The 12,951-nt window shown below is 62.7% G+C and carries 15 protein-coding genes and 2 tRNA genes; 7 read left to right on the plus strand and 10 right to left on the minus strand.

Annotation, left to right across the window (positions count from 1 at the left end; translation table 11 throughout):
- The 3 genes from BUA05_RS14865 to BUA05_RS08400 form a co-directional block, all read left to right on the plus strand.
- Positions 1 to 219, plus strand: a 219-nt coding sequence (locus tag BUA05_RS14865) for a hypothetical protein (protein WP_218587359.1), incomplete at its 5' end; no start/stop codon positions are given.
- A gap of 35 nt (positions 220 to 254) precedes the next feature.
- Positions 255 to 1,001, plus strand: a complete 747-nt coding sequence (locus tag BUA05_RS08395) for an MBL fold metallo-hydrolase (protein WP_072674231.1) — start codon at positions 255 to 257, stop codon at positions 999 to 1,001.
- Positions 1,002 to 1,081: 80 nt separating this feature from the next.
- Positions 1,082 to 1,648 (plus strand): hypothetical protein, encoded by a 567-nt coding sequence (locus tag BUA05_RS08400; protein WP_072674232.1) that lies wholly within the window; start codon positions 1,082 to 1,084, stop codon positions 1,646 to 1,648.
- 160 nt (positions 1,649 to 1,808) lie between these two features.
- On the opposite strand, the gene BUA05_RS08405 is transcribed toward BUA05_RS08400, so the two are convergent.
- From BUA05_RS08405 to BUA05_RS08420, 4 genes are all read right to left on the minus strand, one after another.
- Positions 1,809 to 1,885: transfer RNA gene (locus BUA05_RS08405), tRNA-Pro, on the minus strand.
- 28 nt (positions 1,886 to 1,913) lie between these two features.
- Positions 1,914 to 1,986: transfer RNA gene (locus BUA05_RS08410), tRNA-Ile, on the minus strand.
- 90 nt (positions 1,987 to 2,076) lie between these two features.
- The gene (locus BUA05_RS08415) at positions 2,077 to 3,078 is read right to left on the minus strand and encodes a polysaccharide deacetylase family protein (protein WP_072674233.1); all 1,002 of its coding nucleotides are present in this window, start codon (positions 3,076 to 3,078) and stop codon (positions 2,077 to 2,079) included.
- Positions 3,075 to 4,883 (minus strand): histidine kinase dimerization/phospho-acceptor domain-containing protein, encoded by a 1,809-nt coding sequence (locus BUA05_RS08420; protein ID WP_072674234.1) that lies wholly within the window; start codon positions 4,881 to 4,883, stop codon positions 3,075 to 3,077. Before BUA05_RS08420 ends, BUA05_RS08415 begins: the two co-directional genes overlap by 4 nt.
- Positions 4,884 to 5,173: 290 nt before the next feature.
- On the opposite strand from BUA05_RS08420, the gene BUA05_RS08425 reads away from it, so the two are divergent.
- From BUA05_RS08425 to BUA05_RS08435, 3 genes are read left to right on the plus strand one after another with little or no spacing between them, the layout of a single operon-like run.
- Positions 5,174 to 5,635: an Lrp/AsnC family transcriptional regulator gene (locus BUA05_RS08425; RefSeq protein WP_072674235.1), complete on the plus strand. Its 462-nt coding sequence runs from the start codon at positions 5,174 to 5,176 to the stop codon at positions 5,633 to 5,635.
- Between the two features lie 13 nt (positions 5,636 to 5,648).
- Positions 5,649 to 6,095, plus strand: coding sequence for a GFA family protein (locus tag BUA05_RS08430; protein WP_245790142.1), 447 nt, complete (start codon positions 5,649 to 5,651; stop codon positions 6,093 to 6,095).
- Positions 6,096 to 6,121: 26 nt separating this feature from the next.
- Positions 6,122 to 6,508 carry a hypothetical protein gene (locus BUA05_RS08435; RefSeq protein WP_072674236.1) on the plus strand — a complete coding sequence of 129 codons (387 nt, stop codon included), beginning with the start codon at positions 6,122 to 6,124 and terminating at the stop codon, positions 6,506 to 6,508.
- Positions 6,509 to 6,515: 7 nt separating this feature from the next.
- Here the strand turns inward: BUA05_RS08435 and BUA05_RS08440 are convergent, their stop codons facing one another.
- The 4 genes from BUA05_RS08440 to BUA05_RS08455 form a co-directional block, all read right to left on the minus strand.
- Entirely contained in the window at positions 6,516 to 7,826 is a 1,311-nt protein-coding gene (locus BUA05_RS08440) for an NAD(P)/FAD-dependent oxidoreductase (RefSeq protein ID WP_072674237.1), read from the minus strand.
- A gap of 180 nt (positions 7,827 to 8,006) precedes the next feature.
- Entirely contained in the window at positions 8,007 to 9,356 is a 1,350-nt protein-coding gene (accC, locus tag BUA05_RS08445; RefSeq protein WP_072674238.1) for an acetyl-CoA carboxylase biotin carboxylase subunit, read from the minus strand.
- A 4-nt stretch (positions 9,357 to 9,360) separates the two neighbouring features.
- Complete coding sequence (gene accB, locus BUA05_RS08450) at positions 9,361 to 9,873, minus strand: acetyl-CoA carboxylase biotin carboxyl carrier protein (protein ID WP_072674239.1); 513 nt, start codon at positions 9,871 to 9,873, stop codon at positions 9,361 to 9,363.
- Between the two features lie 106 nt (positions 9,874 to 9,979).
- A complete protein-coding gene (locus tag BUA05_RS08455) occupies positions 9,980 to 10,420 on the minus strand; it encodes a type II 3-dehydroquinate dehydratase (protein ID WP_072674240.1) in 441 nt (146 codons plus the stop codon).
- Between the two features lie 100 nt (positions 10,421 to 10,520).
- Here BUA05_RS08455 and BUA05_RS08460 point away from each other — a divergent pair, with 100 nt between their 5' ends.
- Entirely contained in the window at positions 10,521 to 11,567 is a 1,047-nt protein-coding gene (locus tag BUA05_RS08460; protein ID WP_178139161.1) for an acyltransferase family protein, read from the plus strand.
- On the opposite strand, the gene BUA05_RS08465 is transcribed toward BUA05_RS08460, so the two are convergent.
- On the minus strand, positions 11,548 to 11,961 hold the full coding sequence (locus BUA05_RS08465) for a holin family protein (protein WP_072674242.1): 414 nt from the start codon (positions 11,959 to 11,961) through the stop codon (positions 11,548 to 11,550). The genes BUA05_RS08460 and BUA05_RS08465 overlap by 20 nt on opposite strands.
- Before the next feature lie 72 nt (positions 11,962 to 12,033).
- Positions 12,034 to 12,930 carry an HpcH/HpaI aldolase/citrate lyase family protein gene (locus BUA05_RS08470; RefSeq protein WP_072674243.1) on the minus strand — a complete coding sequence of 299 codons (897 nt, stop codon included), beginning with the start codon at positions 12,928 to 12,930 and terminating at the stop codon, positions 12,034 to 12,036.
- Positions 12,931 to 12,951 lie beyond the last annotated feature (21 nt).

Raw genomic sequence — 12,951 nt, forward strand, 5'->3', positions numbered from 1 at the left:
GGCCTGGAACAAGCTCATCGACCAGCCTTGGCGCATCATGACCATCGGCCGCCGCAACTGGGCACATGGGTCATGATCTATACAGGTTGGTATAACATGTTCGGAAAGCTCAAGGACTGGCGACGCGTCCGCACCCGTTACGGCGATGCGCGCGCACCTTCATGCCCGCCATCTGCATCGTCGCAACCTTCCCCTCGTGGCTACCGCAACGAGTCCTGAGCCCGGGCAGGGACCGAGAGACAAGGAGCAGACCAATGATTTTCAGGCAATTGATTGACCCCGAATCCTCGACATACACGTACCTGCTGGGGTGTCCGGAAACGAGGGAAGCTGTGCTTCTCGATCCCGTCTGCGAGATGCGGGACCGCGACCTTGCTGTCATCCAGAACATGGGTCTGACGTTGAAATACACGCTTGAAACGCATGTTCATGCCGATCACATCACGGCGGCCTGCCGCCTGCGCAGCGTGACGGGTTGCAAGGTGGCCTATCCGGCAATGGACGAATTGCCATGTGCGGACATCGGGGTGAGCGAGCTTGAACCACTCACCTTGGGCAGCATGTCGCTCAAGCCGCTTTTCACTCCGGGACACACTGATACCCACCACTGCTATCTTCTCGACAAGGGCGGAACGACGAGGGTCTTCACTGGCGATGCGCTGCTGATCGACGGCTGCGGACGGACCGATTTCCAATCCGGAGATGCGGTCACCCTCTATCGTTCCGTGCATGACAAGCTGTTCACCTTGCCGGACGAGACGCTGGTTTATCCCGCGCATGATTATCAGCACCGGCACGTAAGCTCGATAATCCAGGAAAAGGAACGCAACGCGAGGCTGGGCAACAACCGCGAACTCGAAGAATTCATCGAAATCATGAACAATCTCGATCTGCCCTATCCGAAAAAGATCGACGTCGCTGTGCCCGCAAATATGCGGTGCGGGGACTGTTCGGATGCTGACCTTGCAAGCCTGCCCGACGGGCTTTCGATCCAGGGGTGACATTTCCCAGCGGCCCGCGACATTACCGCAAGTGTTTGGATGAGCCGCACAGGCGGCTGGAGGTTAAAGGAGTTCAAGCAATGCCATCTGTGCGAGAGGCCGTAGCGGTTTTTCATGATGCCAGCGGTCTCCAGCAGGCTATCGACGATCTGCTTGCCCATGGCTTTGATCGGGCTGAACTCAGCCTGCTGGCAGGGGAAGATGCGATCGCAGAGAAGCTCGGTCACACATATCGCAAGACCTCGGAACTCGAAGATGATCCGAATGTGCCGCGCATCGAATATATCTCGCCTGAGACCTTTGGCGACACCCAGGGCGCTCTGATCGGAACGCCGCTTTACATCGCGGCAACCACAGCCACGATCGCCGTAATGGTTTCTGGCGGAACGCTGGCTGCGGCAATCGCGGGCGCAGTCGCCGCGGGCGGAGCAGGCGCTGCTCTTGGCGCGATTTTCGCCAAACTGGTTGGCGATCATCATGCCAGGCATATCGAACGCCAGCTGGAGTATGGCGGATTGCTGTTGTGGGTGCGCACGTGGAACCAGAATGATGAGAGCCGAGCCGTCGAAATTCTGCAGAAACACGCTGGCGATGACGTGCATGTGCATGGCGTTGAACGCCGACCGGGCGAGTCACGAGAATCGTAACTGCAAGTGTCACGGCCACTTCGAAAAACCGGCAGAAAACCGTGGTTCTCAGTAGTATCAATGCTCGATGAGCGTGACTCATCGAGCATTGGTTAAGCCCGTGCGGCGCTTGAGCATTCCCAGCGCGTGATGCGTCAGCATCTTAGCGCGTTGGTATAAGTGGTCGGGGAGACAGGATTCGAACCTGCGACCCTCTGGTCCCAAACCAGATGCGCTACCAGGCTGCGCTACTCCCCGACACTTCATTCACCTCGCCCCGCCCCGGTGGGCCCGGCAGGATTCGAACCCGCGACCTAGCCGTTATGAGCGGCCAGCTCTAACCGCTGAGCTACAGGCCCTTGGATCAAGGCTCCGGAGGCAGGGCGATTGCCAGCCCCTACTCTGCCGAAAGGCGGGAAACAAGCCGTGAAGAGAGGTTCGTGCGCAGTTCAACCACCAGTTGCAGCAATGATGTCGGCCACGGTGCAGCTTTGCACCTTGCGGCGGGCGAGGTCGGCATAGACCACTGACAGCCATTGATAGAGCATTTCGACATCGGCCTGGGTGGCCACATAAGGCGTGTGACCGGGGGCAAGGGACGGGCTGTGCAACGACAGCACCAGCACCGGCAAGCCGCTATCGAGTGCAATGTCGATGCCGCGCAACGCTTCTTCGGCCGAGACTCCTTCGGGTGTAAGCGCGATCCGTTCCAGCAGACTGAGACGCGCCATCACCCCCATTGCCCGCGGGATGCGCTGGCCAAGTCGCTGCAGCCCAGTTCCCAGATTGCGCAGCAGACCCCACTGCACGGTGGTCAACGGCAATTCGAGCAATTGGCACGCATCATCGACCCAATAGGGGCTCTGCGGATGGCAGGTGTAATCCGGCCCGCCTATCTCGCTGTAATCGAACAGCGAACGCACCGAGGTGTCGATGCGGATGCCCGCAGCACGAAGCAGTCCGGCTGTATGCGGGCCGAGACCATAGCGGCCTGCACGATAGATCAGGGGAGACAAACCGAACGCTTCCTCGACCCGGTCACGCAGCACGGTGAACTTGGCTGCTTCCAGCGCGGGCGGGAGATTGCCCGGGAAGGAGTTATGATGGCTGAGCTCCTCTTCAAAGGGCGGGTTGACCCAGGGGTGAAGCTGCATGCCGACTTCCGCCGTCCCGCGCCGCACCGCATCGCCGATGATTTCAACCGCCGCGGGATTGGTCGCGATTGGCCAGGCCACCAGATAGACCGGACGCGCGCCGATTGCTTCGCAGAAGCTCTGGAAGCGCGGGATCGCTGCGACATGCGACAGGCCATGACCTTCGCGTCTGAACGGCGCCCGCCAGTCAAACTCCTCCTCGGTATCAACCGTTAACAGCACTCGCTGGCCGAAACCGGGGGCAAAGTTTGCCAGCATACTTGCAGAAGGCGGCTCAAGCATCGAGCCTGTCCTCATGTTTCTGCCCCTTGCTTCTGCTGGTCATCACGCCGCAGTTGCAGACTCTCGCTACCGCTATGATTACCATGCCCGGTCAGCAGCGGCAATGTAAGCACAATCTGTGCGGCATCGCGATCCAGATTGCCGCCTGCCGCACGGGCCTCTGCCCGGGCCAGCCGCAGCGCGAAGCCGGCACCGAACAATCCGGCATTGATCACACCGTCGGCCGCCCGCGCGGTCGCTGCGAACATGTCATCCTCCCGCGCAAGGACGGCAGGTAAGGGGCAGGACAACCGCGCCAGCGCCGTGCCGTTGCCGACCAGCGGTTCAAGATGCGCCTGCAGCCGCTCCCCCTTGGCGCAGGCTGCGGCCAAGCTCGCCAGCAGCCGCCACAGCAGCGCTTCGGCATCGTCGTGGTCGCTTGCCACCAGCAGGCTTGAATCAGGGGGTAGAGCAAGTGCGATCCCGGCATCGCGAGGTTCCAGCACCGGGCAAAGCTGGTCAAGCGTGCGGCGGACGATTTGCGTCAGATCGGCTTCGCCCGGTTCGATCGCGAGTGCCCCGGTCTCGAGCAGCGCCAGCCGGTCGAGCTCGTCAAAGCCAGCGAGAATCCGCGCCGCATCGGCGGCAATCGCTGCGGCAAGCGCGCGGTATTCGTTGGGAGCCGGGCCGAATAACTGCTGCTGGATCACCTCGGCATAGCCCTGCACCGCAGTCACGGGGGTGCGCAATTCGTGGAGCAATTGGCGGATGCGATCAGCCTCGCGGGCCTCGTGCCGCCCGGCGAATGCTGCTGGTGCAAGCGACCGGCGCAAACGTCCGGCATAGCCGGTGAAATGGCCTTCGGGGCTGAAGCTGGGCTGCGCATCAAGGATCCAGTCACCCGTAATCGCCTCTGCCCCTTCGAGGCAGATGGGCGTGCCGGAAATCGGTTGGCGGCGGGCATAGGCGCGGGCGATGACGGTGTCGTCCCGTCCCGCGCTTTCCTCCGGCTGAGCGCTGGAAAGAGGCGCGGACAGCAGCCTGATGCCGATCACCATCGCGGCAACATCGTTGCTGGCCCATGTGATCCGGCCCCCCGCATCGGCGACAAAGCCGAAGCTTGAGACGCGCTGTTCGGCCCTGTCGGCAACTTCACCGAGCGGCAGCCGGGGGGAGAGTTCGGCGTCGATGCGGTTTTCGCTCCGTTCCCGGCGGAACTGGGCGATGCGCTCGACCAGTGCGGAAATTTCGCTGCGCCCAGTCTCGTCCCGGTCGCGGTTTCGCGCGGCTTTTCTCGGCGGAGCGGCGGACCATGGCTTGGCTGGCGACGCACGCGAGGCGGGCGCCGCGTCGTGCTGCGCGGTTGGCGTCGCGGCTTCGGCCTGTTCTGGCCGTGGCAGCCCGCGATCATGGATGCCGAGCCGATCAAGCAGTGCTTCGACATCAACCGGCATGTCGCGGCGCAGGCGCAAGAACCCGCGCGCGCGAACCGGCAGGCGCGGGATCAGCGCCGACCAGTCCTCGGAAGAAAGCTCGGCCCGCGACAATGCTGCTGCTGCAACCTCGGGTTCGTCATCAGCCAGGTGCGCGGCAAGATCGGCGCTGCGAAAGCGCCAGCCGGGCTCGCGAATCATCCGCGCGCGCTTATCTGCCGGTATGGCTTCGGCCAATGCATCCATTTTGAGCCATGCCGCCGCAATCAGGCTGTGGTCGCGCCTCCCGCCGCGGTGCAGCCGGTCCTTGCCGAGCAGGTCGAGCAATTGCCGGTATTGCGTGCGCAAGCCCGCCTCGCCGGTGGCGCGTTGGCGCAGCACGGTGGCAAGACGGTCATCGAAAAACAATCAGTTACTCCTGTAAGGTGGCCTTATCCAAAGGCACCGCAGCCCGAATCATCGCCACGATTCCCGGGTCGGAGACGCACCCTAGGGCAGTCTGCCTGCGATCTTCTATCAGTATGAACCGATTGTCACAGTCTGGCGCGCTTGCTGCGTTGCAAAGCGGGACAATTGCTGGCAAACCTAATAATATTAGCGAAGCGGGCCATCCGGCGCGCATCTTCTTACTCTCGGATGATAAGGCACGTGGCGTTGCCGTGTGGTGAACGGCGCAGTGCATGAGGAGCTTAACCCAAGTGGCCAATCTGGACGATATTGACCGCCGCCTGCTGGCGGAACTGCAGGCGGAGGGCCGGGTGACCAATGTCGAGCTCGCCCAGCGCGTCGGGTTGACTGCGCCGCCCTGCCTGCGCCGGGTGCGGGGCCTTGAGGAAGACGGAGTGATCCGCGGCTATCATGCCGATCTCGACCCGTCCAGGCTCGGCTTTGCGATCACCGTGTTTGCCATGGTCAGCCTCAAGAGCCAGGCCGAAAGCGCCCTGCGCGAATTCGAGGAACACATGCGCGCCCTGCCCGAAGTGCGCGAATGCCACATGCTGAACGGCGAAATCGACTTCATCCTCAAGATCGTCAGCAAGGACCTGCAAAGCTTTCAGGAGTTCCTGACCGGCAAGCTCACGCCTGCGCCCAATGTGGAAAGCGTAAAAACCTCGCTGACGATCCGCACCGCCAAACAGGAACCCGGCGTTCCTTTGTGAGTGGGTGGCCGCTGTGAGCGATGCGCCGCGCCTTGCCGAACCTGTCACCGGCCACTGCCTGTGCGGGGCGGTGACGATCGCGGTCGAGGCAATGCAGGCCGAGGTCGATATCTGCCACTGCGCCATGTGCCAGCGCTGGGGCGGGGCGTTTTATGCCGGGGTGAAGGGCGCAAACGTGACCGTCGCGGGCGAGGACGCCATCACCATCTATCGTTCCAGTGCCTGGGCCGAACGCGCGTTCTGCGGCACCTGCGGCAGCAACCTGTGGTATCGCTTCCTTCCGACCGGGGGACGGAGCTTTCTTGCCGGCCTGTTCGATCTGCCGAAAGGCTTCGGAATCGAGCAGCAGATTTTTGTCGACGAGAAGCCCGATTGGTATGATATTGCTCAGAAAAGCCCGATGCTGACCGGCGAAGAAGTGCTGGCCGAGGCGATGGCGCAGGGCTTCAGCTTCGATTGATGCCCTTGCGGAAGGTAGGATTGCCGATGATCGATATCCCGCCGCTCATGCCTGAAGCTGCTCCTGTTGCAGCCGGTCAGGGCGAGGCGCACACCCCGGCTCTGCCGACGGAAACGCGCGAAGACGGAACGCTGGTAATCGACCTGCTGCCGCTCGTCCCACCCCCGCCTGCGCAGTGCATCGCGGAAGAACCCGATCCGCTCAATCCCGAGATCATCGTCTGCCGCCAGACCGCGCCATCGCCGCGCATTGGCCCGGATGTTCTGCCTGACGTCGATGATTTCGCCATCGGTATCCCGCGCGCGCGGTTGCGGCTGTCGGACACCGCGACGCTTGAGGCCAACGCGACCGCGCCGGGTGTCGGCGGCTTCAACGCCCAGGGCGGCGAGGTGCGGCTCAGGATCGATTTCTGAGGCGCGGTCAATGCAGCTTGAGCCGCGGCCGCACGATGCGGTTCACCCGGCCGACCAGCATCAGGAAGGTTGCCTTCAACCAGCCGTGAATGCCGATGAGGTGAAGCCGGTAGAGCGAGGTGTAGATGAACCGCGCCAGCCGCCCCTCGATCGCCATGCTGCCGCCGATCAGGTTGCCCATCAGGCTGCCCACAGTGGAGAAACGGCTCAGGGACACCAGCGAGCCCTTGTCGTGATAGGTGAAGTGTTTCAGCGGCTTGCCCTTCTGCATCCGGCAGATATTGGCGAATACAACCTCGGCCATCTGGTGTGCAGCCTGCGCGCGCGGCGGGACAGGACGATCCTCACCCGGCGGGGTGTAGCTGGCGCAGTCGCCCAGCGCGAAGATGGCTGGATCGACCGTCGTCTGCAGCGTGTCGGTGACAAGGATCTGATTGCGGTTATTGGTTTCAAGCCCCAGCCCTGACAGGAACTCGGCGCCCTTCACCCCGGCCGCCCAGACGATCAGGTCGGCTTCGATCACATCGCCGCATTTTGTCACCAACTGGCGCGGGCGGGCCTCGATCACCTGCGTGCCCGGCCGCACCTCGACCCCCAATTGCCCCAGCTCGTAACGCGCCGCTTCCGCCAGCTTGTCGGGCAGAGCGGGAAGAATGCGCGGTCCGGCCTCGAGCAGGGTGACATGCAGGCGGCTTTCGTCAAACACCTCCAGCCCGTAGTGCCGGAGCGCCCCGGCGGCATTGTAGAGCTCGGCAGCAAGTTCCACCCCGGTTGCGCCGCCGCCGACGATGGCGACGCGCACCCGTTCGTCCGCGCCGGGATCGTTCATCATCGCCCGGCTGACGCGCAAGCAATGGTTGAGCAAACGCGTGCGGAAGCGGTCGGCCTGTTCGCGCGAATCGAGATAAAGGCAGTGCTCCTTGACACCCGGTACGCCAAAGTCATTTGAAACCGATCCTAGCGCCAGAGCGAGGATATCGTAGCGGATGGTATGGCCTGCGATCAGTTCGCTGCCGTCCTCGTCATGCACCGGGGCGATGCTGATGGTCCTCGCCTCGCGGTCGATGCCGTCGAGGCTGCCCTGGAAGAAGCGGTATCCCCAGCGGTAGCAATGCCCGCGATAGCCGACCTCGTCGAGATTGGCGTCAAGCGATCCGGCCGCGACCTCGTGCAGCAAGGGCTTCCAGATATGGGAGAGGTTCTGGTCGACTAGGATGATGTCGTGGGCTTTCCGCCCATATTTCGCACCCAGCCGGCGCACCAGCTCAAGCCCTCCGGCGCCTCCGCCGACGACAACGATCTGGGTCTTGCGGCTCATCGAACACTCCTTTGCGCCCACGCGGCGCAAGCGGAGCCCGATGGGGAAGACGCCATGGCCCTGGCCGCAGTCGCATCCCGGACCAGCGCCCGCTCGCGGCTGTTACGCGATTTCTTGCTGCATTGCAGCATCAATCGTATCGGCGGTGGAGGCAGCCAGCAGGTTCCAATGCCGCGCGCCTCAGACCTCGCGCTCATCCAGCCACTTTTCGAGCCACTTGATCGAATAATCACCATTGAGCACGTCGGTCTGACGCAGCAGTTCCTGGTGCAGCGGGATGTTGGTCTTCACCCCTTCAACCACCATTTCCTCCAGCGCGCGGCGCAGGCGCATGATGCAGCCTTCGCGCGTCCGGCCATAAACGATCAGCTTGGCGATCATGCTGTCGTAATAGGGCGGGATCTTGTACCCGGCATAAAGCCCGGAATCGACCCGCACATGCATCCCCCCTGCCGCGTGATAATAGGTCACCAGCCCGGGCGAAGGCGCGAAATTGAACGGGTCTTCGGCATTGATCCGGCACTCGATCGCGTGGCCCTTGAATTCCAGTTCGTCCTGCTTGACCGACAATGGCTTGCCTTCCGCGATGCGGATCTGTTCGCGCACCAGATCGACCCCGGTGATCGCTTCGGTCACCGGGTGTTCGACCTGAAGGCGGGTGTTCATCTCGATGAAGTAGAACTCGCCGTTTTCCCACAGGAATTCGATCGTGCCCGCACCGCGATAGGCCATGTCGCGCATCGCCTTGGCGCAGACCTCGCCCATGCGCTCGCGCTCTTCGGGCGAGATCACCGGGGAGGGCGCTTCTTCCAGCACCTTCTGGTGGCGACGTTGCAGCGAACAGTCACGCTCGCCCAGATGGATTGCGTTGCCCTGTCCGTCGCCGAACACCTGAAATTCGATGTGGCGCGGGTTGCCGAGATATTTCTCGATATAGACCGTCGCATCGCCGAAAGCGGCCTTGGCTTCGGAGCCGGCCTGCTGGATCAGCGTTTCGAGCTGGTCCGGGCCGTTGCACACTTTCATGCCGCGCCCGCCGCCTCCGCTCGCGGCCTTGATGATGACGGGATAGCCAGCCGCTTCGGCAATCGCCTTGGCTTCGGCGATGTCGGACACCGCGCCGTCCGAGCCGGGGACCAGCGGCAGGCCGAGCGCGCCCGCGGTGCGCTTGGCCTCGATCTTGTCGCCCATGGTGCGGATATGTTCGGGCTTGGGGCCGATCCAGATGATGTCATGCGCTTCGACAATGTCGGCAAACTTGGCATTTTCCGACAGGAAGCCATAGCCGGGGTGGATCGCATCGCACTGGGCGATTTCGGCCGCCGAAATGATGTTGGCGATGTTGAGATAGCTGTCGGACGCAGGCGGCGGGCCGATGCACACGGCGTGGTCGGCCAGCCGCACGTGCATGGCATCGGCATCGGCGGTGGAATGCACTGCCACCGTCTCGATCCCCATTTCGTGCGCCGCGCGGTGGATGCGCAGCGCGATTTCGCCGCGATTGGCGATCAGAATGCGTTTGATCCCCATGGCTTCAGGAAATCACGACGAGCGGTTGGTCGAATTCGACCGGCTGGGCATTGTCGACGAGGATCGCGCCGACCGTGCCGGACCTTGGCGCGGTGATCGGGTTCATCACCTTCATCGCCTCGACGATCAGCAGGGTATCGCCTTCCTTCACCGCCTTGCCGACCGCAATGAACGGCGCAGCGCCCGGTTCCGGGGTCAGATAGCAGGTGCCGACCATCGGCGATTTGACCGCATTGGTCATGTCGGGGCCGGCGGCGGGTTCGGGAGCCGCAGGCGCCGCTGCGACAGGCGCAGGGGCCGCCGCCGCAGCCGGAGCGGGTGCCGCAGCATAGACCGGTGCCGCCGCTGCCACCGCACCGCGCGAGACGCGGATCTTGCGATCATCATCCTCGACCGCGATCTCGGTAAGCCCTGTTTCGTTGAGCAGTTCAGCCAGTTCGCGCACCAGCGCGGTGTCGATATTCATGCCGGACTTGCGTCCGCCCGACTTGCTGCCCTCGGCACCGTCGTTTGCCATGTATGTCCCTTGTTTTGTGAAAACGCCCGTCAGGCGCAGGGGACTATTGCCGCGAATTGCGGCTGGCAAGTGGCAAGGATGCAAAATGTGAAAGTCTGGTGACGAATCAGACCTGCCCCGACGCTACGGCTTCGAGCGCGATGCGGTAGGAATCGGCGCCGTGGCCCTCCACGGTCATGGCAGCGGCCATCCCGACATAGGAGAGGTGGCGGAACGGCTCGCGGGTCTTGGGGTCGGAAAGGTGCACCTCGATCACCGGCGTACGGATCGCCTTGATCGCATCCAGAAGCGCGATGGAGGTGTGGGTATAGGCCGCCGCATTAAGCAACACCGCCCGCGCGCCTTCGGCCTGCGCCTCATGCAGCCAGTCCACCAGCATCCCTTCGTGATTGGTCTGGCGCATCTCGATCTCGAACCCGAGTTCGCGGGCGCGGTCTTCCAGCATCCCGGCTATATCATCGAGCGTGGTGGTGCCATAGATCTCCGGTTCGCGCGTGCCGAGGAGATTGAGGTTGGGGCCGTTGAGGACGTAGATGAGGTTGTTCATCGCGCGAGGATAGCGCGAAGGGTGGGGGCGGGGAAGTGCGTGGCTGTCGGCGCTTGTCAAAGCTAACGAAACCTTAGCCGGTGGCGGGTAGACCATTGTGGTGGTGGCGATCGACAAGTCCAAGCCGGCAATTGCGTCAGGCACTTATATTCCCGCACTGGACGGATTGCGCGCTGTCGCGGCGCTTCTGGTGGTGGCGTTTCATGCCCGTATTGTTTCGGGCGGCTTCATTGGCGTGGATGTGTTCTTTGTCCTCTCGGCCTTCCTGATCACCGGAATTCTTCAGCGGGAAATTTCGCAGACTGGCGCGATCAGGCTTTCGCGCTTCTATCTGCGCCGTCTGGCCCGGCTTGGTCCGGCATTGGCCTTCCTGCTCGCAGGCTATATCGCATTCGCGCCATTGATCTGGCCATCCCATCCCCATCTGTTCGATGCGATGCTGGCTGGTCTTTATGTCAGCAATTACAGTTTCGCGCTTTTCAAGGAGCCTCTCTATCTCCAGCATACGTGGTCGCTGGCGGTCGAAGATCAATTTTACCTGCTCTGGCGTCTGCTTTTGCCGGTCTTGATGCGCGCAAGAATTCCGATCCTGTGGCTTGGTGCGGCGTATGTCGCGGTCATTTGCTGGCGTGCGAGTTTTGGCGATGACTGGGCAAGCTACTATTACCGGGCCGACACGCGCGCCAGCGGCCTGATCATCGGTGCCGCACTAGCCCTTTATCTGCACCGGCTGACGTTCACCCCTGTTTACGCATGGACGGGCATTGGCGCGATTATCGTGGCCGCAGCGTTTGGTGAGTTCGGGCCGACATCGGCGACTGTTTTCCCGGTAGCGGAGATCGGGGCTGCACTTGTGGTGGGTGCGGCTGCGCATGGTCAGCTTGGCAGGCTGAAAATTGCCTTGTGCGCCCCGATTGCCATTCGACTGGGAAAATTGTCATACGGGATATATCTGTGGCACTATCCCATAACAGTCGCGCTTCGCCCCTGGCTGGATGGTGTGACCTTGTTCGGCGCCGTTCTTGTCCCTTCGGTCGCACTTGCGTGGCTGTCATTTGTGACGATCGAGCGGCTGCCAATGATGATCGGCACGCGGGTTGATCTGAAAGCGCGCCGTGCTGTGATCCCTACCGGTCAACGCCCTTGACCTTCCCCCACTGCCGGGCCGCCGTGTAACCGAGGTACCCGGTGCCAAACAGCGCATAGAGCGGTTCAGGCAGCCCCGCGAGATAGGCGTTCATCCCCGCCGCGATGTCCTTTGCTGCCATGGGATGAAAGGCGGAAAGCAATCCCATCGGCAGCGCGGTCAGCAGCAGGATGTACATCACGTAAAGGAAGCTCGGCCGGGCGCGGCTGGTCCAGGGATCGGAGGAATTGGCCTCGGCGACGATGGCTTGCAATTGCGCCTCGATCATCCGCATCTCCTGCGTGCCTTCGAGCGCAATCAGTTCGAGCTTGGCCTTGGCGCGGGCCTCCTTATCCGGAATGATCTTGTCGATGATCGAAGAAATCGGGCCGATCAGCACGTCGAGAATGGCCATTTTGCGTGCGCTCCTTGGGTCTGAGTCGCGCATTGATTGACCAATTCGGTTAAAGTAGGAAAATGAATTAACCTATTTTTCTTTTGCTTCGGCCAACAACCGCTGGGCCAGCGCCAGATGCGGACGGTCAAGCATTGCCCCGTCGAGCGCGACAACGCCTGCGCCGGGGTGATCGGCAAAGGCCTGCACAATCGCGCGGGCATGCGCCAGTTCCTGCGCGCTGGGTGTAAAGGCGGCGTTGATCGGATCGACCTGCGCAGGGTGGATCGCCAGCATCCCGCGAAAGCCTGCCGCCCGCACATTCCGCGCGCGCTTTTCCAGTGCCTCAAGGTCGCGGAATTCGGGCTGCACCGTCTCGATCGCGGCAATGCCAGCTGCCGATGCACCGATCAGGCACAGGCTGCGCGCCATTTCATAGGTATGAGCATATTCGCCATCTGCGCCGCGCTGCTCGCTGGCGCCGAGCACGGCGGAGAGATCCTCTGCCCCCCAGCTCATCGCCGCCAGCCGCTCGCGCCCCGGATAATCACCCGCATATTCACCGGTGCGGAACATTGCTGCCGCCGTCTCTGTCACCAGCGCAGCGATCAGCGTGCGACCCTGCGGGATGCCGTTCGCTGCTTCAAGCGCGGTCAGATAGTGGTGAAGCCGCGATATGTCCGCTGCCCCCTCGGCCTTGGGCAGAAACACCCCGCCGGGCTGTGACGGTATGATCGCGGCAAGATCGGCGATGCAGGCCGCGGTGCTGACTGGGTTGATCCGTACCCATAGGCGTGCCCGCCCGGTGCTGGCCGCAATCTGCTCAGCCACCATCGCGCGCGCCGCCGCCTTGTTTTCGGGCGCGACCGAATCCTCAAGATCAAACAGCGCGATGTCGGCAGTGCTGGCGGCGGCCTTGCCCATCTTCTTTTCGCTGTCGCCCGGAGCGAACAGCCATGAACGCATCGGCAGGGTGGGGGATGCAGACATTGTTCTTCTCCTATCGGGCGA

Source organism: Erythrobacter sanguineus (assembly GCF_900143235.1).
GTDB classification, from domain to species: domain Bacteria; phylum Pseudomonadota; class Alphaproteobacteria; order Sphingomonadales; family Sphingomonadaceae; genus Erythrobacter; species Erythrobacter sanguineus.